The organism is Microbulbifer maximicatervae (SeqCode) (assembly GCF_056231245.1).
The window spans coordinates 47,708-69,210 of record NZ_CP174334.1; the positions used below are offsets into that span (position 1 = coordinate 47,708).

At 52.2% G+C, this 21,503-nt stretch carries 20 protein-coding genes; 3 read left to right on the plus strand and 17 right to left on the minus strand.

The annotated features are described in order from the left end of the window. Positions 1–9: 9 nt before the first annotated feature. On the plus strand, positions 10–615 hold the full coding sequence (locus ACJJIS_RS00220; protein WP_475709179.1) for an outer membrane beta-barrel protein: 606 nt from the start codon (positions 10–12) through the stop codon (positions 613–615). Positions 616–728: 113 nt separating this feature from the next. Here ACJJIS_RS00220 and ACJJIS_RS00225 read toward each other — a convergent pair whose 3' ends face one another. From ACJJIS_RS00225 to ACJJIS_RS00265, 9 genes are all read right to left on the minus strand, one after another. Further along, the gene (locus ACJJIS_RS00225; RefSeq protein WP_475709180.1) at positions 729–2,882 is read right to left on the minus strand and encodes a TonB-dependent copper receptor; all 2,154 of its coding nucleotides are present in this window, start codon (positions 2,880–2,882) and stop codon (positions 729–731) included. Positions 2,883–3,085: 203 nt separating this feature from the next. Beyond that, complete coding sequence (locus ACJJIS_RS00230; protein WP_444892285.1) at positions 3,086–3,553, minus strand: hypothetical protein; 468 nt, start codon at positions 3,551–3,553, stop codon at positions 3,086–3,088. Positions 3,554–3,885: 332 nt separating this feature from the next. Beyond that, entirely contained in the window at positions 3,886–5,283 is a 1,398-nt protein-coding gene (locus tag ACJJIS_RS00235) for a DUF58 domain-containing protein (protein ID WP_475709181.1), read from the minus strand. Further along, positions 5,280–6,284, minus strand: coding sequence for an AAA family ATPase (locus tag ACJJIS_RS00240; protein ID WP_444895787.1), 1,005 nt, complete (start codon positions 6,282–6,284; stop codon positions 5,280–5,282). Before ACJJIS_RS00240 ends, ACJJIS_RS00235 begins: the two co-directional genes overlap by 4 nt. Beyond that, positions 6,281–7,591 carry a DUF4350 domain-containing protein gene (locus ACJJIS_RS00245; RefSeq protein WP_444915253.1) on the minus strand — a complete coding sequence of 437 codons (1,311 nt, stop codon included), beginning with the start codon at positions 7,589–7,591 and terminating at the stop codon, positions 6,281–6,283. The genes ACJJIS_RS00240 and ACJJIS_RS00245 overlap by 4 nt, the downstream gene beginning before the upstream one ends. Then, on the minus strand, positions 7,581–9,161 hold the full coding sequence (locus ACJJIS_RS00250; RefSeq protein WP_475709182.1) for a DUF4129 domain-containing protein: 1,581 nt from the start codon (positions 9,159–9,161) through the stop codon (positions 7,581–7,583). Before ACJJIS_RS00250 ends, ACJJIS_RS00245 begins: the two co-directional genes overlap by 11 nt. Beyond that, on the minus strand, positions 9,151–10,125 hold the full coding sequence (locus ACJJIS_RS00255) for a stage II sporulation protein M (RefSeq protein ID WP_413663692.1): 975 nt from the start codon (positions 10,123–10,125) through the stop codon (positions 9,151–9,153). Before ACJJIS_RS00255 ends, ACJJIS_RS00250 begins: the two co-directional genes overlap by 11 nt. Before the next feature lie 12 nt (positions 10,126–10,137). Continuing rightward, on the minus strand, positions 10,138–10,821 hold the full coding sequence (locus tag ACJJIS_RS00260) for an RDD family protein (RefSeq protein WP_475709183.1): 684 nt from the start codon (positions 10,819–10,821) through the stop codon (positions 10,138–10,140). Between the two features lie 27 nt (positions 10,822–10,848). Further along, positions 10,849–11,595: a DUF2189 domain-containing protein gene (locus tag ACJJIS_RS00265; RefSeq protein ID WP_413663690.1), complete on the minus strand. Its 747-nt coding sequence runs from the start codon at positions 11,593–11,595 to the stop codon at positions 10,849–10,851. Between the two features lie 171 nt (positions 11,596–11,766). Here ACJJIS_RS00265 and ACJJIS_RS00270 point away from each other — a divergent pair, with 171 nt between their 5' ends. Continuing rightward, positions 11,767–12,390, plus strand: a complete 624-nt coding sequence (locus ACJJIS_RS00270) for a DUF2939 domain-containing protein (protein ID WP_413663689.1) — start codon at positions 11,767–11,769, stop codon at positions 12,388–12,390. Next, positions 12,381–12,758, plus strand: a complete 378-nt coding sequence (locus ACJJIS_RS00275; RefSeq protein ID WP_475709184.1) for a DUF2237 family protein — start codon at positions 12,381–12,383, stop codon at positions 12,756–12,758. The genes ACJJIS_RS00270 and ACJJIS_RS00275 overlap by 10 nt, the downstream gene beginning before the upstream one ends. 98 nt (positions 12,759–12,856) lie before the next feature. On the opposite strand, the gene ACJJIS_RS00280 is transcribed toward ACJJIS_RS00275, so the two are convergent. The 8 genes from ACJJIS_RS00280 to ACJJIS_RS00315 all read right to left on the minus strand — a co-directional run bounded on the left by ACJJIS_RS00280 (position 12,857) and on the right by ACJJIS_RS00315 (position 21,500). Next, positions 12,857–13,849: an AgmX/PglI C-terminal domain-containing protein gene (locus ACJJIS_RS00280; RefSeq protein ID WP_475709185.1), complete on the minus strand. Its 993-nt coding sequence runs from the start codon at positions 13,847–13,849 to the stop codon at positions 12,857–12,859. 1 nt (position 13,850) lies between these two features. Beyond that, positions 13,851–14,372 (minus strand): ExbD/TolR family protein, encoded by a 522-nt coding sequence (locus ACJJIS_RS00285; protein WP_413663686.1) that lies wholly within the window; start codon positions 14,370–14,372, stop codon positions 13,851–13,853. Positions 14,373–14,384: 12 nt separating this feature from the next. Further along, positions 14,385–14,897, minus strand: a complete 513-nt coding sequence (locus ACJJIS_RS00290; RefSeq protein ID WP_413663685.1) for a biopolymer transporter ExbD — start codon at positions 14,895–14,897, stop codon at positions 14,385–14,387. Between the two features lie 11 nt (positions 14,898–14,908). Continuing rightward, a complete protein-coding gene (locus tag ACJJIS_RS00295; RefSeq protein WP_108734861.1) occupies positions 14,909–15,574 on the minus strand; it encodes a MotA/TolQ/ExbB proton channel family protein in 666 nt (221 codons plus the stop codon). Positions 15,575–15,766: 192 nt separating this feature from the next. After that, a complete protein-coding gene (locus tag ACJJIS_RS00300) occupies positions 15,767–16,036 on the minus strand; it encodes a hypothetical protein (RefSeq protein ID WP_413663684.1) in 270 nt (89 codons plus the stop codon). A 2-nt stretch (positions 16,037–16,038) separates the two neighbouring features. After that, entirely contained in the window at positions 16,039–16,686 is a 648-nt protein-coding gene (locus tag ACJJIS_RS00305) for a tetratricopeptide repeat protein (protein ID WP_444934418.1), read from the minus strand. Then, a complete protein-coding gene (locus ACJJIS_RS00310; RefSeq protein WP_475709186.1) occupies positions 16,673–19,537 on the minus strand; it encodes a tetratricopeptide repeat protein in 2,865 nt (954 codons plus the stop codon). Before ACJJIS_RS00310 ends, ACJJIS_RS00305 begins: the two co-directional genes overlap by 14 nt. Further along, on the minus strand, positions 19,530–21,500 hold the full coding sequence (locus tag ACJJIS_RS00315) for an ATP-binding protein (protein WP_475709187.1): 1,971 nt from the start codon (positions 21,498–21,500) through the stop codon (positions 19,530–19,532). Before ACJJIS_RS00315 ends, ACJJIS_RS00310 begins: the two co-directional genes overlap by 8 nt. Positions 21,501–21,503 lie beyond the last annotated feature (3 nt).

Genomic DNA, 21,503 nt, shown 5'->3' on the forward strand with positions numbered 1-21,503 from the left:
TGAGTGGCGATGATAAAGCTATCCGTCTACCTGCTTTCCTTTTTTATAGCTGCGACCAGTTATGGATTCGAGGCGAATAATCCTTTTGATGGTGTCGCCACGGGAGAGTACCGGATTATCGGTACCGTTGGTTTTGGGAGTGGCGAGCAGCAGTTAAATAAGCAGCGGGATTCTTTTGGCTATGTCAGCCTTGGAATTACGCCGGCGGTAGGAGTCTGGCAAGTTGAGCTGCGGGCGTCACATTTTGATGATAATCATGTCACAGTAGATCAGGTAGGTTTAAATTTTAAAATTGATTTTACCCTGAATTGTCACGTTCAATGTCTCTATTGGATGGTGGGATATAATTATGCCGATGTGGATTTGAACAATGTTATAAGAAGAGGCTATTGGTATCGAGAATACCCACCATTTTATCCGGATGATCGATATATCTATATTATTGATGCCAGTGGCAGTGATACTTTTTGGAATGCCGGAGTGGGTTACCGAATTATGTGGACTCAGGATTTCGATACTTCATTAGAGTATAACTACAATAATATTGGCAAAATAGAACTTGTTAACCTCGGGCATCTGCGTACCCTGAGTTTGAATTTTTCCTACCGCTTTTAGTATGCCCTCCGCCTTTTAACCTATTTTTCTCAATAATTTATTCGTAGAAATTTCTTAATTAAATACTGATTTTTTTAGAGAATGGAAAAGGGGCCCTGAGGCCCCAATAGCTTTTAAATTCGATAAATGGCTTTCAGCCAGAAAGTGCGTCCCGGTTCGTTAACCCGAGTCAACTGATCGAAACCAATAATATTGGCTCCAGAGCGACTGATATGTTCAGCGTAAGTCTCATCGAATAGATTATCGATACCGGTAGTCACCAGTACACTTTTACTGGGTTTCCAGCCGGCATTGATGGAAACGACGTTGGCAGAGTCGGTTGCACCAATATCCTGACCAACAATATTGCCTTTGCCGATATCCACCCGGTCCTGGCTTGCGATAGCGCGCCATAAAACACCTGCTGACCACTGGGCCTGTTCATAGTAGAGTCCCAGGCGGCCCTCCAGAGGCGGCAGTTGTGCCAAGGTAGTGCCATCGGTTTCGTTGGCACCGCGAACAGATGTTACGGTGAATTCAGTGCGCCACTGCTCGTTGAGCTGATATGAGGAGTCAAACTCCAAACCCCAGGAGCGCGCCTGGATGTTTCTGACAATGGAGGTAGTGCGAGTATCGGAGGAGTCCATACCATCCATATTCATACTACCCATAGAGTCCATGCTACTCATTACTGCCGCTTTTTCGTAATCCTTCTCAATCATCAGGTAGTCATCAATCTGATTGACGAATCCGGAGACACTGGCAGAGTGTTTTTCACCGCGATAGATATAGCCGATATCCAGCTGGGTGGTCTTTTCTGATTCGATATCCAGTGCGCTGTAGGAGTCAGCTGTCTCGTAGGAGAAAATTTCCCAATAATCGGGGAAGCGCTCAGTGTAGCCGAGCCCGGCAAAGAGTGTGGCAGAACTATTGGGACCACTCTCGAGACCATATTCATAGCGCAGGAAGCCGCTGCTCAATAGCTCTGAGCGAGTTTCTCCCCCAGTGGGGTTATCCACTGAGGACATCATGGATAGAGCAACTTCATCGCGAAGGTCTTTTACTTCCCAATCATCCACTCGTGCACCGGCGATCCAGCGTTGATTGGCTGCGACTTGCCAGCTGATCTCAGAAAATAACCCCAGCTGGCTAAATTCGGCATCGGCCTCTCGCTTCATATTCCGGTAGTCCATGTTGGACTGGTTCATGGTCGAGCGGCCGGTGTGGCGATTTTCCCGGGCATCAATTCCACTGGTCAATTCCACATCGTCCATAGGCGTAAACACCAGAGCCATCTTGAAACCTGTGGTCTCACTATCGAGATTCATGACCATGGGGGTAGCGGTGCTGGATAACTCGCGCAGGCTGTAGTTATCCATGATGTGGTCGATATAGTTGTAGTAGGCCTGGAGCTCAATTGAGTCGAGCCAGCTACTGATACGGCTGCGGACATATTTCGCTTTGTGGCTCTCACGGGCAAACTTGGAACCGTCGACTCCCCGATCTGCATAGGCAGCTTCACCATCGCTAAATGCAGTATCAAACTCGACCCGTGTATCGTCGCTGGGTGTCCAGGCCAAATTGACCTGGCTGCTCCAGCGCTCATAACTGGAATTTACCTCATTGCCATCCCCGTCTTCGTAGTCGTCCGCAGATGCCGAGGTCGAGGAGCTGCGGATAGAAAACTGCGGCGAACTATAGGAGATATCGAATAGACCATCGCGACGCTCGGCACTGGCGCCGAGCAGGCTCGCATGCATATTCCAGTCGCTTTCAGTGGGGCGCTCCTGCTGCTGGTTAAATACAACTACGCCGGCGGAATTTCCCGGGCCATAGAGGACGCTCTGTGGCCCTTTAATAACTTCAATTTCGTCCATTGCCTCGGGAAAAATATAGGCTGTAGGTGGGTCCATTCGGCTGGGACAACCACCCGCCATTGTTTCTCCATCCACAACCATTCCCAGGCGAGAGCCCCCCATTCCGCGAAGCATCGGATCGCCACTGGTGCCGCCTTTACGCACTACGGAAAATCCCGGAATTGTTTTCAGGTAGTCGGCGCCGTCATTGGCAGGTAATGGCTGACGGGGTTTTTTCGGGTCGGTTACCAGGTTGAGGGGGAGTTCAGTCTTTACCCCAGTAACCACCATTTGTTCCATTTCACTATCTTTTAATGGTTCTGACTCTTCGGATTCTTCCGCTGCGAGATGTGCTGAAAAGGTACAGCAGGCAGCGAGTGCCAGGCTGAGAGGTTTTTTCAGAAAAATTTTTGCGTTGATGCTCTGATGCATGGTTTTCAATCCTTTTCGCTGGCGTTTCGAACACGCAGCAGTGAGCGCGCAGGCCTGAGTAATATTTGGCGCACGCGACATATCCCCACCTGAAAAAGTGGTCGTATTTTGGCAAGACCCAAAGCGCTGAAAATGTTAAGACAGCAATGAGACTTGCGGTCCACAGCGAACTGCAGAGTGATGATGTTGGAATAAAAAAGGAATTAAACCGGGGGGGCGCGAATTAGTGGGCGGCTGTAAGCGTTAGAGATAACGTGGAAAAAAGCCGGATAAGAGGGCGGTTGAGTAAAACCGGGTAGGACTATTTCCAGTTCTGTAGTTGGTGCGCTGGCAATACTGGCAGCGGCGGAAAAATTACAATGGTTATCGGCAAATGAGTGAGCGGTAAGCGTATCGTGGTTGTGGCTTGAAGAGTGGTCGCCGTGATGATCGCTGTGGGAATTCGCTTTGAGGGCATTGAGCAATAAAGCGCTGCGGCTATCGCCATGGCAGAGCCCATAGGGCGTTCCCGCTGCAAAATCTGCCGGCATAAAACCTGCAGGAACCAGGCCTCGCGCGCTGAGAAATACCAGCAATAGCAATAGCGCCTGCCACTGGGACAGACGGGAACAGTATTGGGTGGTGCGCTTACCGCTCATAAATAAGAAGGTCTGTACTTTGCCCGGGCCCATTTTAAATACCCGGAGATGAGTAACAAGAGGTTAACGGGTGATACAGCAAAGTGCCACTGCCCCAAGTTAACTTTTGCGAACTAATACGAGGTAAATTGAGCTTTATCAGGTTTTGTTGGAATTTAATTTCTTTTCTTCCGCGCATTCTAAAAATAAATCTAACTTTGCTGGAAGCTAAAGGTTCCAGGAGGTAGCGCGCTCAATAAGAGATTCCCGGGATTGGGGAGAGTTCCCGGACAGCCCTGGATTATTGCGGGTAGTGGGAAGGTTATAGAGAAGGTTTAAATAGTGGGGGCTCGGAGAGTCCCCACTCACTCGGTGAATTTGACGATTCAGATTCTGCCGCTGCGCTTTAGGCGCCAATAGGCCTCTACCAGAGACTGGTGCAAAAGCTCCGGCCTCGAGTCAACCACTATGACATTGTGTGCCTGCAAATGCTGAAGTAATTGCTCCCTGCGGCGCAGGAAGTTCCTCGCTGCTGCGCTGTTTACTGCACTATCAAAGTTCTGAATCGGCTGTTGCAGCAATTTGTCCACAGAAGTCTCCCGCAGACTGGCAATCATCACCAGGTGATTGCGCGACAGCAATTTGACTGCTGCTAGGAGTTCGTCACTATCTTCATCGCGCAAGTTGGTAATCAGGATTACCAGGGCACGTCGCTTGTGGTGGGCCATCAACTGTTGTGCGGCGCTAGTGTAATCTGCGCTACTAGTGCCAGAGTGGAGGTCGTAGACATTATTCAGCAGTAGGTTGATTGCACTTTCGCCTTTTACTGGAGGCAGCTGTCCACCACTGCTCTCCTGTGCCGCAGCAAATGCCTGCAAGCCGACCGCGTCCCCCTGTTTGATGGCGACATAAGCTGAAAGTAGCAAGCCATTGAGTGCGTGGTCAAAGTGGCTCAGCTCGCCGTCTTTCGCACGCATCCTGCGGCCGCAATCCAGCATATAAATAATTTCCTGGTCGCGTTCGTCCTGGTATTCACGGCTGATCAGTTTGCGCAGCCGCGAGCTCGCGCGCCAGTCCACCTGTCGCTGGCTGTCTCCCTGGCGGTATTCCCGCAGTTGGCGGAAGTCCATGCCCTCACCGCGACGCTGCTGCTGGTGCAACCCCATCAGGCGCAGGCTCTGTTCGGTGGAGAGAGATTGCAGTGAGGAGATACCGAGAAAATTGGGGTAGACCTTGACGGTCTGCTCCTGTCCCAACCATACCCTCGTCTGCCAGAGTCCCCAGGGAGAGTTGGCCAGTACCTCGATTCGTCCGAAAGAGGCGCTGCCGCGGCGACGGGGTACCAGGTCGTACTCGATGGTGATTTCCTGGTCCGGGTTAAGTTGTGCGGAGCGCGGCAGCCCTGTCGATCCCAGTTGCTGTGGGATTGAGTCGGAAACCTGGAGTAATAGTGGGCGTGGGCCGGTATTGTGAAGTTTTAGCCGCGCAGTATTGCGTACGCCCAGGGCCAGGTTGCCGGGCAATCGCCGCAGCCCCTGCAGACCGGTTACACGGTAACCGGTGAGATAGTCCAGCAGGGTGGCGCTGATTAACAGGGCACTCGCTCCCCACCAAAGGTTGCCGATAAATGAGCTGGCTTGCGGAAACCAAATTCGCGCTGCTGTAATTGCCAGAGCCGCCAGGCACCAGTAGCCGAGCAGTTTGACCAGGCGCGGACTCGGGCCGGTGCGACCGCTTTGCGCTGGTGCTGCCTGTTGCTCTGTTGCAGCTACAGTCTGTGTCACAGTCGCGGCGCCTCAACACTGTCGATAATCATTGCCAGCGCCGTGTCAGCAGTTTCACCGTCAATTTCCATATCTGGAGATAGGCCGATACGGTGGCGCATTACCGGGATGGCCATGGCCTTGATATCATCCGGCAGTACAAATTCCCGTCCCTGTAACAGCGCATTGGCGCGGGCTGCCTGCAGCAGGCCGATACTGGCGCGCGGGCCGGCGGGGCTGCGCAGCTGCGGTGATTGGCGGGTGGCGCGCACCAGCCGCACGGCGTAATTCAATACCTGTTCGTCCAATCCCACCTGGGGCACCAGGGCCTGAAGTTGTTGCAATCCCTCGACAGTAATTTCCCCGGCCAGCTTTTCCTGCAGGCTGCGCTCAATTCGGCCACTGCTGGCGGCGGCGGCCAATTTCAGTTCCGCTTCGAGGCTGGGGTAATCGATGAGGACTTTCAGCAGGAATCGGTCCAGTTCCGCCTCTGGCAGCGGGTAGGTACCTTCCTGCTCGATGGGGTTTTGAGTGGCGAGTACCATAAATGGACTGGGTACTTTCAGTGCCTGGCCGTCGATAGTGACCTGCTTCTCCTGCATCACCTCCAGCAGGGCGGCCTGGGTTTTGGCGGGGGCGCGGTTGATTTCATCCGCCAGCAGCAGGTTGGTAAATACCGGCCCGCGACGCACCTCAAAGCGGCTCTCTCCCATGTTGTACATGGCGTGGCCGGTAACGTCGGCGGGCATCAAATCCGGGGTAAACTGGATGCGGCGGAAATTGCCGCCAAAGCAGTTGGCCAGGGTGCGCACCAGAAGGGTTTTGCCGAGTCCGGGTACACCTTCGAGCAGTACGTGGCCAGAAGCCAGCAGAGCTACGAGTACCTGGTCAACCACCTGCTCCTGGCCAATCAGCAACCGGTTGATATTGTTGCGCAGTATCTGAAGTTTGGCGGACGCAGCCTGCCAGTCAGGTGACGGGCCCGTGGTTTGTTGTTCTGGTTGAAGGGTGGTCTCGTTCATAGGACTGCCTCAATTCGCTGCAGATTACGCATGTGTTCAGTAAATGTTTCTTCGGTTGTTGGGGGCTTGCCCCACAAGGTTTCAACTATTAGCCGTTCATCCATACCGGTGGAGGCACAGAGCTTGTCGCACAGTTTGCGTTTTTTAGTGGCGTTGATATGGGTGGCGCCAAGACGACGTAGAAGTTCTTCCCGATGGCCGCGCAGCAGGGTTTCCCCCTGGTCGTCCTGCCAGTAGTAATGGCCGCAGGCGGATATATGTTCTAGTAGAGAACGGCGGGACACTTCTGGCTCCGGCTGCAAGGGGCCGAAGCGGCGCCCGTGTAGTAATAGCCAAGCGAGTAAGGCCAGTGCGCCGGCGAGAAAAAACTCTGCAGCGTATTGACGAGCAACCTTAGAAAGGGTTTCAAAGCGGGGGCGGGTGAGAAAGACAAACTCTCCTTCGCCGGCCAGCAATTGTAAGAAATAGGCGTGATCGAAGTGGCCAATACGCTGGGACTGCCACAGGGTGCTGTCAGTCATCAGGGTAATCACACCATTGCCGCGCTCGAACTGCATAAACGGTACGCCGACATCGCCGCGTCGTACTTTTGCCCAGAAGACAGGTCCATCGGTGATAGTCTCGTCATTAAACGAAGGGTGGTAGAGCAGGTGGCTGGCATCGAGGTATAGCTGTATTTCGCTGCCGCCCTCAACAGGCAGGGTTACCAGATCCTCTTCTGACACATCGGGGTTGCGAGGTTCCTCTTGTTCCTTCGGCTCATCTTCCGTTTCGCCTTCGTCCAGTTTGCGATTGTGCTCCCGCATGGCATCAGCGGGGCTCTGCTCAGGCTCGAGTACGGCATCCTCCCCGAGCAGTTGCTCCAGGGTTTCTTGCAGTTCGAACTTACTGTGTCCCTCTTGGATAGAGACGTCCATGGACTCAAGTAGCCAATCGCGGTTTTCACTGCGCCCGGAGTCGCTGTCGAAGTTGCCGGTATAGGCTACAACGATGGCGTGGCCACCGCGCTCGACCCACTCTAGAAGTTCTTGGGCCTTGGTGGGGTTATAGACCTGGCTGGAGCTGTTGATAAACAGGGTGGCATCGGAGGAAAGGCCTTGGAGTACAGATATATTATCTGCCTGATGCGGCGCCAGTTGGATATCGGTGAGGTATCTTTCTGCTGCCAGGTAGGGATTTCGTCTGGCTTCCATGCTCCAGCCGCTGTCGATCTCCTTGGAGTAGCGCTCGTAGAAAGTGAGGAATAGCCATACAAGTGCCACGCCACTTATGACCAGGGCTGCCAACAGAATTCTCTTAGCGGTCATTGCCAAATTCCTCCTGCCATTGGCTACAAAGTGAGCTTACCTGAGCCTCTTTTGGCGGCCGGTGGGCATAGGCAAGCTGCTGCCAGTTTGCAGTAAGCTCTTGTACAAATTGACTCAGGGCGGGACTTACTGGGCGCTGTACTTCATTCGGCTCCTGTTGCCTTACTTGTACCAGCTGTGCGCATTCACTTTCGGTAAGGTGATCGCCAAAATAAAACTCGAAGTCTTCAATCAGGTGAGAGAGGGTGGCGCGGTACAATAGTCCCAAACTGGCTCGCTTGTCTCCCTCTGTCCACAGGCGCATGACCTCCGCGCAAACGTCATCGGGCAGACTCGATTGGCGTACATCCAGGCCGAATAGGGTTTCGGGGACGGGCTGCTTTGGCTTAGGCTGCCATTTCAAGCTCTGAAGAATTTTATCGTGATGTCTCCAAAGCAGATAGCCCAGGCCGAATACCAAGCCAATCCAAAGCAGCAGCTCCAGGATTTTCGCAATTGTTGGGCCCCATTTAACTTCATCGTCAACTTCAGGCGTATCTTTAGAGTTCTCAAAAAGCCATTCGATAAAGTTAATTAACCACTCGGGGAACTTTTCTTTGACGGCTTCTGTTTCAGATTTGTCTTTTTTGCGCCAACCACTGATCTCTTTCATTTGATGAAATTCATCGCCAGCGAGGATTTCGTCAATATGCTCTTGGGCCTGCTGCGGGGTTTCCAAAGATGCGGCGCTGGCGGGGGGCGCTGGAATTAATGAGCCAAAGGTGAGCCCGCAGATCAGGATTAGCGCAGCAGTGCTTGGTTTTCTTCTGCGGTGGGACTCCTGTTCACGCTGCTGGCGTTCCAGCAGGTCCCGAAACTGGATTTCTATATCCCAGCCTTCCAACTCAATACGACGGCCAATATAAAGGCAAAATCCGCTAACGATATAGAAGGGGGCTACTGCTGCCATAACAAACAGGTAGAGTCCGTTATATATCCATTCCAGCCATTGAGTATCCCCTTGGAGCAGAGGGATCCAATCGATCCCATCGGAATACTGTTCAGGGATAAACAGAAATGCCATCACACTTAATGCGGCAAGTAGAAATATCTCAATATGGTAAAGCGTTAGTGTTAGCCAGGTGGCGGCCCCAGAGTGTTTGCGGTGCAGTACCCCAAGGCGCGAGGTACGGGCCTTACCTGTGGATTGCTCCAGCACGGTGACTGGCATATCGAAAGAGCGTGTGGGGCTCAGCCGACGGAGGGTAAGCCACATAAACCAGTCGCGACGATTCTGGCTAAAGAAATGCTTCAATGCCTCACCAATGGATACCGGTGAGCCAAATAATGCGCGGCTGATCATAAACAGGGGCAGCCGATCAAATACGGGTTTCAGCCACCAAATAAATAAGATGGAGAGCGTTGGTGACTCTGGAAACAGCCAATAACACAAAGCAAATAGCGGTGCTGCAGGCAACAGGTAGACTATAAAAAGTTGCCACCAGTATTTTCGTGCCAGGGCGATACCGAGATCGACAGACTCCCAGGGAGAGCGCAAGCGGGCTCGCACTGCCAGATTCTTAATTTGCATGAGTTGCGCCCTCCCTGCGTCCCGCCAGGATAAAGTACGCAAAGACCAGTACCCAAAACAGGGCGCCTACCCCGAGCTTGATCGCAATCGGTGTGCTGGCACTGGAGGACCAGAAGGCTTCAAGGAAAGCGGCAATCACCAGCATCAGGAAAGTGCCGTACATAATCTTCATTGCTTCGACAGCGGCCAGGCGCAGTGCGACCGTGCGTCGGTGTTGGCCCGGATCCACTAGAGAGCGTCCCAATATCAGGCCCGCTGCTCCCGCCAGTACTATGGCGGTCAACTCAAAGGCGCCGTGGCCAATCACAAATGGGTAGAAGGTGGAGACAAAGCCCACCCGGGTGATATGCCCAAACGCTGCGCCAATATAGATGCCGTTAAACACCAGGAAGAAAATTGAGCCCAGGCCAAACAGTACACCGCCGGCAAAGGTGCGAAAGGCGATGCCAATATTGTTTTTGATATAAAAACCGAACATGAACAGGTCGGTATCAGAGCCGCGCTCGCGGCCCAGTACCCGGTTGCCCGGATCATACATGGATTCAAAACCCATAACCTGTTCCGGTGACATTACTGCGTACACCAGGGCATCGTTGTTGTAAGTGCCGACTCCCAGGATCAGGCCAGGTATTAAAAACAAAGCGGATGCCAGCAGTACTGCGCGGCTATTAGCGCGCACGGCTTGGGGAAAACCTGCCAACAAATAGTGCAACCATCCCTTGCGGCGCAAGGTTTCCTGGCGGTAGACACGGTGATGTGCCGCCATAACCAGCTGGTTGAGGTGGTCTATCAGGCGGTTGGTATATTGCCGCTCCTTTGCCATTGCCAGCTGCTGGCAAAGGTTGCGGTAGGCGACGGGTAGGTCCAGGGCCGCAACTTCGGACTTGTTCCGATCCGCTTTCAGCCAGGCTTCTAATTGCTCCCAGCTGTCGCGGTAGCGATTCTCAAAGTCTCTCTGCTTCATAGGTACCTCTGCCTATCCCCTGCCACCGAGTAGCCAACTGCCCACGGAGCGCAGGTAGCTCAAGGCATCGCTGTCCCTTTTCCGAGTAATCGGTTCGAGCAGATTGGCGAGCTCTTGCTGACGCGCTTCGCTTAAATCCTGGTGGCGCTCCAAAAGGCTAACCAGTGCCTGTTGGTCTTGCTGGCGAAGGTTTTGTGGTGGTGGGAGCGGGGTGGTATCCGGCAGGGCAACAGGTGCCTTTTCCTCTTCGCGATAGACCACCAGGGTGGCTGCTGCCAGGTCGCCAAGGCGCTGGAAGTGACGCCCCAGTGTCATGCTTATTACGCCAGTGGCGTAGGCAAATGGCATAAAATCCGCAAAGCGTAGCAGGTTGCGAACGATGGATGCTCCCCAGGATACCGGCGTAAGGTTGTCGTTGGCCACCATTAGGCCAAAGGCCTTTTTGCCCGGTGTCTGGCCGTTCCGCAAAACTTCAAAAAACACCGGGTAAAACCACTCGAGAAGAAAGGCGCAGACGAGCCAGATACCCGCACCGGCAAAGCCGGCAAATAGCAACGCAAAGCCGATCGCAGCCAATATCAATGATCGATAAAACACATCCACTGCATACGCAAGGATACGTGGCACGGGCCCAGCGGCCCGCGCGCGCAAATCAATCCCCTCGGGTGTTTCGACGTTATAGGTGGTATCCAGCAAGCCACCGCTCCTGTTTGGTAGAACCGATTATGTGTTTTGAGTGGGGGCGCCGAAGACCTGACGGTAAGCAACGCCGTAAGTCGCAAAAATCCAGGGAAGGGCGAATATTAATCCTATGAGGAATAGAAGGCTGCCTGCAACGTAAATGACCATCATTACCAGCAAAAGGCCAAAAAAGGCGAACCAGTTTTTGGTGATGGCTTTACGTGAAGCCTCCATAGCCTGCCAGGGACCCAGGTTGTGATCTACGATAAGCGGCAGGGCCATCATATAGGCGACTGAAAGATAGATACCGGGAATAAGTAACAGGTAAAAGCCAATCGAAACGAGGAAATATAATAAAAACATTGCCAGGCCAAGGGGCACGATTTTATCGAAATAGGAGAATACCTCGGTGGCGCTGGTTTTTTCTCCTCTGGCAATCTTTATACTTACCATCATAGAACCTGCCATAAGAGGGGCAACGATCACTATTACGGCGATAGGCGCTAAGATGACTAGGAATAGCATGCCTGATAAACCAGCAGCCGATGATATAGAACCCCACATTAATGCCGCTAGGATGAGCATTATTGCGGATGCGCCCAGTGCGTAAAGAATAAAACTAAGCCATATAGTTCCCATATTGCTTAGTGATAATTGCCACCCTTCACTGAGGGCTTCACCGAGAGAAAACGAATAGTCCCCTGCAATCCCCTTCTCTACAGAGCCGAATTCCTCCATTTCCCGCGTACTTGCCAAATCGGCTTTTGGTGCCGTATAGATGTCACTCATCCTGTTAGCTGTCCTTATTGAGATTTAGATTATTAATGGGGTGCAGAGTCTTGGGAGGGAAATATCTCATAGGCAGGAGTGGCGAACAATGCCACGCCAATACATTGGCAAATTAGGTGATACATCTTTCTCAGCATAAAATCCCCGGGGAGTGACTAAGGAATAGAATTGATGAAAAAAATACTGTGGATGAGCGGCCTGGTTTTGGTGTTGATTACCGCTGGGTATGTCGCCTTGCCGTTTTATTCCATCGAGCAATTGCAGCGTGCGGCGAAAATGGCTAAATCCGATCAGCCGCAGGTTAGAGCTGAGAGTATCGACACGTTAGAGCGCTATGTCGATTTTCCTGTTTTACGTGACAATTTAAAGATCCGCTTACAGCAGCAACTTAGGAATTCTCTAAGTAACTCTATTCCTCAGGAATTTGATGAATTACTCAGTGCTGGTGCAAATTTCTTTATGGATCCACTTTTACAACAGTTTATTACTCCTGAGGGCATTGCCGACCTTCTTCGTGGGGGAGAGGATCTGGAGGCATTTCAGCGGGAAATTTATCGACAGGGTGGTGAAACACCGGATATTTCCGAGAATGAGACTTCTGCAGCGGAAGAGAATGAAGATTCCTGGCAGCGCATGGGCTGGCATTTTACCGACCTCAATCATCTGAGTGTTGAATATGGTGAGCATGGTCGGCCTGAATTGCGCATGTTGATGCAACGCAATGGTCTGCGCTGGCAGCTGGTGGACATTCAGCTAATTGGTGATAGAAGTGGAGAGAGTCAGGAATGGAGATAGAAAATTCAGTCAGCGTCTTTGGTGATCCACTGGTGCCTTGTAGCCTGGACCCGAAGACAGGCTTCTTTCGCGATGGCTGCTGTAACACCTGTAAAGAGGATCTCGGTTCTCACACCGTCTGCGTTGCCGTGACTGATAAGTTCCTGGAGTTTTCCCGCAGTCGCGGCAATGATTTGAGCACACCGGTAGAGGAGTTTAATTTTCCCGGTTTAAAGGAAGGGGATCGTTGGTGTCTCTGTGCCGCGCGCTGGCTTGAAGCGGAGAAATTGGATATGGCACCCCGGGTATTTTTACAGAGTACACATGTGAAGGCGCTGGAAATTATTCCTATGCAAACATTGCGTCGCTATGCGCTGGATTTGCTTTAGTTGATTGGGTGGATCAGCTTCTTGCCCACCTATTAACGCCCTTCAAATGGCGGCACGTCCCTGTGTCGCCACGCTACAAACAAGATAGCTATCGGAACTTAAGAAGGCAGGAAGTCGATTGAGTAGTTCTTGGTAGTACTCTCAACGTTGGCAGAACCAAAATTGATCATGCGGATTCTCGCCAGCAACTTGCGTTCAAGTGCCGGGTTATTGAGCTCGCTCTCTACCAGTTTGATCGACGCGATAGCACCATTCGGTGCGATCACCAACTGTACGGTGAGTCTTCCCTGCAGAGTTGGGTCCCTGCGCAGCGCGCGATTATAGATTCCAATAATGGCCTCTTTATTGGCTTCCATAACACTGCGAATGGAATCGTCGGTACGTATGGATTTTTGCCCTCGGGCCTTGGCCACCGCTTCTTTGGCTGAACCCGTTGCCTGGGTACTTTGTACTCGGGTGTTCTCACGTCCGGCCAGTGAGACACCACCGGTATCCCGACTTACTCTACCGGCGGCAACGCCGCCACTGGAGGCTTTTGACTTATCCGCGATCATACTGCGTTCTATTTTAGTGGCAGTAGCATTCCCCGAGCTGAGCTGGCCCCGGCTAATATCCGATGTATTAAAACTCTCGCGCATATCCAGCAGATCATCGGCGAGTGCATTCAGACCGCTATTGGCCGCTTTCTCCCGGGCCTGCTGTACCTTGGCAACCGGGGGATTTTCAACCTTGCGCGGCTTCTCCACAGGCTTGGGCTTGTCGGGTGTTTCCGCTTTCTTTTTGGGTTTCTCTTCGGGCTTTTTCTTTTCCTCGGGCTTCTTTTGCTCTTTGGGTTTCGGCTTTGGCTTGGGTTTTGGCAATTCCTTTTTTTCCAGAATCACTTTGGCCAGCTGTGGTGGCACCCTTTCGGCCTGTTCCCGGGTGAGTTCGGGTACTGGCGCCAGTGCAACGGCAACGCCACTGATGGCCAGGGCTATCAGGCCACCGCGCAGCAATTTGATAAAGCGCTGATCCTCCTCTCTTGAGGCGGACCAGGGAAGCACTGTTTCCTGTAGTTGCCAGGGGGCGTAACTAATGGTTGCTGTACTCATATCAGGATTCCACCCCCGAGGGATCTTCCGGCGCTGTTTGTTCTACGGCGAAAGACATATCGCGGAAGTCTGCGGCTGCGCAGGTGTGCATGATCTGCTTCAGCAACTCATAGGGAACTTGTTCATCACCTAAAATAGTCACTGCTCGGCCCAGAGTTTTCTGGGCTTCGCTCAGCTCTCCCGCTCGTTCAGCACGGTATTTAAGCTCTGTTACCAGGGCTTCAATATTCTCTGCGCTGGGATCGATGTCATCGATGCTGGCGATAAATCGGTCCCCGACAAACAGCTGTTTATTGTTGACCCGCACTACAGTAGTCACCTCGGGTTTCTGTTGTGAGGTGGACTTGGGCAGTTTTATGGTTTTATCAGTCTGCAGAACCTGAACATCACTGGTTGAGTTCACCAGAAGGAAAAATACCAGGATGGTGAAGATATCCATCAGTGATACCAGGTTCAGTTTTGACTGCTGCTTTTTTTGCCTTTGCCTGCGCTCTTGCAGTTTTGCGGCTGCATTTATCTTCATAGTTTGGCCCCGCTATTTTGTCTGCTCCGGTGCATCGCCGAGAGATATCTGGGGGAACAGTTCTGCATCAACAACAGATGCGGCCACTACAGCCCGGTAGCTGCGTGCAGTATCCATGGCGGCGACCAGAGTTTTGTAAGGCGTTCCCTTTTCTGACAGGATCACCAGATCATCTTTGTCGATAGATTTTTCTCGCAACTGCCGTTTTATCTGCTGTAAAACGATAGATATCGTGGCGAAATCCGGTGAGTTTTCTTCGTGTGGGATGCGTTTAACCCGCTGCCCAGCGGGATAATTGATATCGACATACTGCGTGCGCAAAACGAGTTCGAGCTGGTGATTTTCCTCCACACTGCTGGAACTTCCATCGCTGATACCCGGCAGGTTCAGCTTGAGCACGGAGATATGGGAAAACACCATATTTAGCAGTAGCACAGGAACCAAAATGGTCATCAAACTCATAAACGAGGTGATATCGAGTTCCGCTTCCTCATATCCACGCCGGCGAATATTTATGTTCAGCATGGCGGTATCCCTTAGCTGTTAGCGGTGCGTTGTTCCGCTTTCTGTGGGCGTCCCATGGTCAGCAGATTAAGGAATTTAACCCCGGCCATTTGCAAACTATCGACAATCTCATTGGTTTTATTTTGTAGCATTGAGTTAAACAACAGCAGGGGAATGGCAGAAATCAAACCGAATGCTGTAGTGTTCATCGCTACGGAAATACTGGTGGAGAGCATGGTCGCTTTTTCAGATGGGTCGGCACTGGCTACTGCAGTAAATGCAGCAATCAGACCCATAATAGTGCCGAGTAGGCCCAGCAGAGTGGCAATATTAGCGAGAGTGGCCAAGTAACTGGTGCGTTTTTCCAGACGGGGAACAGCTTCGAGAATCCCTTCCTCAATAGCCAGGGCAATATTTTCCTCGCGCTTGGCAAATTGCAAAGTGTTGATGCCCGCTGCGGCGATACGGCCCATTGCTGCATCGTTGTCTCGGGCCAGCTGCAAGACACTTTGATAGCTGCGTTTTTGCAACATGGGCAATACTTGTTGATACGCCTTTTTATTGGCATTCCGCGCGCGTGATAAAAATATCCAGCGCTCTACTACCATTGCCAGTCCGATAACCAGGACCACTGCAATTGGGTACATGAAGGGTCCGCCATTTTGGAAAAAACGCAGCATCGCTTGAGTGAATTCCATGATTTAATTCTCCACAGATAAAGTTATAAATTTGTAGTGCAAAGGGAGAGCGATTGAGTTCCCACCCTTGGTGTATAAAGAGGGCCGCGGGACGTTGAAGCCTGCTGCGGCGGTCCATGTCTTCGCTGTATAAATTCAGCAGTGCCGCTTCCATACGCTGCAAAAAATTATTTTTAATTTTGCTGGGCCAGCCTAATCGGTTTTTTCCTGTTCAGCTTGTAACAGCTTTATTTCCCGCCGAAATTCAGAATATTCCTGATGTTCAAATACAGAGGAGAAAGTTTGCGGCAGAACGCTGTCGAGCCTTTGTAAACTGTCGGCTTGCTTCCAGGGAATGATATATAAAACCTTAGGTTGTTCCTGACTGCCAATTACGGTGGACTCCAGCGTTGTTATTTCCTCTGCTGTTGCGCCGTATGCAAAGATAGACAGGCTCAGTATGAGGCTAGAAAATAATTTCATTGTTAAAGTCTCCGCTCCAGCTCGAGTATCCATGCACTGAGCAATTTATCCTGTTCAGTACCGGAATCTTGCGCTGCCATATAATGCTGAAGGGCACGCTCGGGTTGTTGCAGGTAAAGGTCGTAGAGGATTCCCAGGTTGCGGTGTGCATCGGCATAGTGTGGCCAACGCTCTATGGCGGCGTTGTAGTATTGCTCTGCATCTTCGAACCGCCCCCGGTCACGCATCAGGGCGGCAAGACGATTCCAGGCAAATACATTGTTATCGTTTACAGCAATAGCCTGGCGAAAGCTGCGCTCGGATTCCTCGTATTTCTCGCCGGACTGTTGCACGATTGCCAGGTTAAGCCAGGCTCCAGAGAGCTCCGGCCACTTTTCAGTAATTTGGAGCAGTTGCGATTCAGACGCAGGTAAATCATTTGCCTGAAAATTCTGGCGAGCCAGTTCCATTGCCGCACGGGCCTGTTGCGGTACTCTTTTACCATCCCGCAAGTAGGGGTTTTCTGTCAGTTGTTGCGCGGTGTCACTATCTGCGGGCGATATTGTCTTTTGCAGACCGCTACATGCGGAGAGTAAAAAAACCAATAGCGCAGTAGTGAATAACCGTGCGATTGAAGTTAATTTCTGGGTGCTCGATTCAGTGCAGTGCATCACTCCACTCCAGGGTTTTTTCTTCTTTTTTGTAGCGTGCGGGTAACAGCTCTCCCAGTGAATGGAAGCTGCGTTTAACCCAGTCGTCGTAAATACCCTCAACTGTGCGCTGGATATTGGCCTCGTGAAGTTCTATGGACTTCTCCTCGAAGGGATAGGCCTGTTCCTCCAGCAGAATTTCGTATTGTTCCAATTCCAGCTCGTTCAGGCTTTTAGGGCGCTGTGAGTCCATCAGGTCACGGCTGAGCTGTCGGTAAACTTCCGCGAGGCGATAGTTTGCTTGAGGGGTGAATTCTGCGATGCCAAACTCCAGGACTTTGCGGTAATCCGCCACGGTGGTTTGCATGGCCCGCTTTTTATTAGCGAGACTGGTCTTTAACGGCAAGCGCAGTGCCAGTTCAGCAAATTTCGCATAACTTTGTTCCGCCAGTTCACTTTGAGAATAAGCGGCCAGGTAACGCCCGCGGGGTGACTGCAGCGGGTTCTGTGCAAGTTGTTGTAGCCAGTAATTCCGCTTAGTGGGCTTTTTGGTCTGAGCGTAGATTTCGACCAGCTGAAATTGCGCTTCCAGACGTTGCTCGGCGGGTTCTGGCCACAATTTGCTGTAGTTGCGATAGCTTTCAATAGCCCTGTTGTATTCACCGGCTTTTTGCAGGTTTTCTGCTGCCATAAACAGGGATTGACGGCGAACTTCCCGATCCGGATCTGTAGCGGCTAATTGCAGTAATTCTGTGGCGGCAGCCGCCGGCATTTCCAGAGCTTCAAAGATAACGATGGCTTTGGCAGCCAGTGTCGGCGTCAAGGTGTGCGCGGGATAAAACTGGCGGAAATCAGCGAGTTCTGTGCTGGCGCGCTGCCACTGCCCTAATTGAATAAGAAAATTAATCGCATCATATTGGGCGGTGGCCGCAACCTCTGTGCGCCCGCTATCGCGGATACGCAGCAGGTGATTGAGGGCTTCCTCACTGGGAGCGGCATCCTCACTCTCGCGCTGGGCCAAAATGATTTCTGCCTGGCGATAGATGGATAACTGCAATTGGCGCAATGCGTCTTTGCACAGCTTATCGTCTGGCTGGTAGCCGAGCGCGCGGGTATAGGCAGCCTCTGCCTGGGGATATTGCTTCAGGGAAAAATGGCTGTGGGCCAGTATTATTGCAATACTTATTTGCTGTTGCCTATTGGCTGGCGGTTGCCATTGATCGGCGTGCTCGGCAGCGGCGATGGCTTCGGTAAAGCGCGATTGTTGTAACAACTTATCGGCAGCGGCCAGCTGTACTGGCAGAGCTCTCGGGTCTTGGGGCCAGCTCTGTGCAAATTTCAGGCTCGCTTCGATATTGCGATCGAGCCACAGGATTTTCTGTTCCGACTCTTGATCCGGAGTTTGTTCATGCACTCTGGCTGCACTGAGGATGGCTCCGTAGCCGGCTTCGGCAGCATACTTGGGATCTTGGTATTCCCAGGCGACCTGGCTGTAAGCGCGCCAGGCGGCGGGGTGATCTGCAGCCTGCTCAAGACACTCCGCCATCAGGAAAACCATGGATGGCGTGCGTGGATCTTGTGGAAAAGTCTGCGCGTATTCCTGATATAACGCGGCGGCGCTGCGATAGGCACCCAGTGATTGTGCGCTGACAAGGCGACGTTCTTTCACCTTATTCGCGGGTAGTTTTGTGACCTGCTGAGCCAATTCCTGAGCGCGGGCGTGGTCAAACTGGGCCAATTCATACAGCCATGGTTGCAGGGTTTTGGCCAACTCCTGTTGTTGAGTTTCACCTGCTGCTTGCCAGTAATCACTGTTCACACCATAGCGACGCACAAAGTCCCGCTTCGTGGGCAGAACTTCCTTATGTAGTCTCCCCGCTTGCAAGGTTTCAACGGCGAGAAGATGAAGCTGTGGGGCTTGCTGGGTTTGTGGGTAGTGATTGACGAATTGTAAAAAGGTATCGGCACTATTGCGGAACAACTCTTTTTCCCGATACCAGGTACCGAGTGCACTGTATAGCTGGTGCTGATAGGGACGTGGCTCTCCATTGAGGTTAAAAGACTCAATGGCTTCAGCACCTCCCAGGTAGCTGAAGTTTAATGCGAGCCCGCGCAGGCTGTCTTCACGCAGGCGTTGCCGCCCAACAGGGAGTTCCTCCCCCTGTTCCTCACTGTGCAAAATATCCAGCGACTGGAGAAAAATTTCTGTGGATGCGCGGTAATTGCTCGATTTAAATTCTGACCAAGCCAGCATATAGCGAGCATTATCCGTAAATGGACTCGGCCCCTGATTGAGCAATGAACGGAAATCTCGGGCGGCACTGGGGTAGTCTTTGCGGTTGAATGCCGCCTCGCCACGGCGGAATAAGACTTCGCCGATAAACGGTGAGTCCGGTGCGCTACCGGCTATCTTTTCCAATGCCTGTAAGGCCGCGGGCATTTCCCCATCCAGTGCCCGCGCGCGGGCTAAGCGATAGAGAATGTAATCATCTTTTGGGCGCTGTGCAGAGAGACTTTGGTAATAATCGACCGCGCTGGAGTAGTCGACAATGGTATCCGGATTGTCGGACTGTTTTTGCTCCAGTCGTTCCATTTCCAAGTCAGCCAGGCGCAGATGGATTTGTTGCCGAACCTTGGGATCGGCGTGGCTGTCCAGTGCTGTGCGGTAACTTTGCACCAGGTTTTCCAACGCGATAGCGGTTTGCACGGGCGGGCTTTGTGGTGCCTCTTCCTGGGAGCTGGGCGGGTTGGCACGGGGCAGGTCAGCCAGCGTTTGTACCGGTTGATTGCCACAAGCTGTCAGGGCACAGCAAATACCAATAGCCAGGGAGCGCAGGGTAAACACAGCTGCCGGATGCGGGGCGTTATTCATTGTCTGAGGCCCCGGTATTATCCGTGTCACTGTCAGCCTGAGAGGTTGCGGGGATCGCCTGCATTTCAGCGTCTTGCAGACGTGCGATAGCCAGGCGTGTGTGGGCCATATAATTGTGAATTTGCTGCTGCTCCCTACCCAGCTGGGCGATAACCTCTCGGCGTAGGTCGGCTTCAATCAATTCGCTGGCTCGACCAATCGCCGCTTGCTGAGCTGGAATTTCGTCACCGGCGGTGACCACCCGATAGGCTAGTTGGCGCAGTTGTGGCCCCCGCTGTGCTTCGGTATCTGTTTTCTTGCGTTGTTCCCGTCCCCTGCGTAACTGCTCTTCGAGCAGCTGTAGGGATTTTCGCTGCTGCCACAACTTCTCGTGATACTGTTCGCTGGCTTGCCAAAGCAAAATCCCCCGGGCTTTCGCCAGGGTTTCCGCTTGTTGTTGGCTGGCCTTGCCGCTGTGCTGGATTTTTTTAAGACGTTCTTGAGCGCCGGTGAGAATTTCCAGTAATTCGAGGGTTTCACTTTGTTCATTTGGAGTGGCGGTGGTCGCCAATAAAGTGAGTGCGTCGCGCTCCTGTTCAATATGCTCGAGAGCTGCCCTCAAATGATCATATTGCTGTGTTGCCATCTGCAACTGCTGGTCAAACTGGGCGCTATTGTAGTTATCAATAATCGTTGTACGGCGCAGGTGACGCTCTTCGATAAGGTCGGCAAATTGGGGTAGTTTATCTTGCCAGGTCTGTAGGACCTGGGTGAGCTGCTGCAGATCGCGCAGCTCGGTGAGCCGCAATTGGAAGTGGTCACTTTGTAGGATTGGCCGCAGAAAGTGTTGGTTATCGCGCAATAGGGGAGAGGCCTGGGCTAGTTGTAACCAGCCATAGCGCCAAGCCTCGCGCTGAACAGGATCATAGGCCAGCGGTTCCGTCGCCAGGTCTTGTTGTAACTGGTGTAACTCAGTAAGCGTTTCCAGGTAATAAGCTTCAGCGCTTTGATATGCTCTGAGGGCTACAGAGCGATTTTCCAGTTTTTCGTAACCATAAGGCAGGGCTACCATCGCTTCCCGTGCGGCGGGACTGTAGCGGTGTTTATCCAGTAAAAATTGCAGTGCGTCTATGCCCGCTTGGTAGTCCTCACCATTGATAGAGGACCAAGCCATTCCCAGGAGTGCGCGAGTTGCCCAGGGTGTGTTGAGGCGAACCCTGGAAAAGGCTTCTTTAGCTGCGCTGTGTTGCTCTGCAAGTGCCAGGGCGTACCCCATACCAATATGGGCTTTATCAATGAGTATGGGGATTTCAGATGAAGGAATATCAATTGTTTCTGCAAAATCAACAGCGACTTGATATTCGTGAATTGCTGCAGGCAATTGGCCGGACCTGGCAAAGGCAGCGCCTAAGTTGATATGTCCCAATAACTTTTCTGCAGGGTATAAATCACTGGTTTCCAGTAATTTTTGAGCCGTGGTGAGGTCTTTATTGCGCAGCGCTAAGTTGAGAGGTAGAGAGGACTCCTCGGCAACCCCTGACTTTTCCAAGTGTGCTGCTGCGCTGGCAAAATCACCGTTCAGGTAATTTAATTCGGCCAGCTTTAACCAGGCAGTGCGGCGATATTTTGGTGCAGCCGCGACATTACTCTGCTGCTCAAAAAGTTCAGCTGCTCGTCTATGTAAACCAAACCCGAGGCTGATCCCGCCCTCTATCAATGCGGCGTTATCCCGGTGAATTTGAATTGAATCCCGCTGCTGAGCAACCAGCAGTGTGCTAAGGGCATCAAAGTAATTCCCTTGAAAATACTCGTAAAGCGTAGCGCCATAAGCGAGGTCTTGAGCCCTTTGGTATTTTTGTGGGGCTCGCTGCTCATTGCTGGGACCGTTTGTTTCGGCCACAGTATCAGCTTCCTGAGCGCAAAGGTTACTTGCGGCAAGGGTGAGCGCCAGGGATAGGATGCGGGTAAAAGATGGGTAGTACATGGC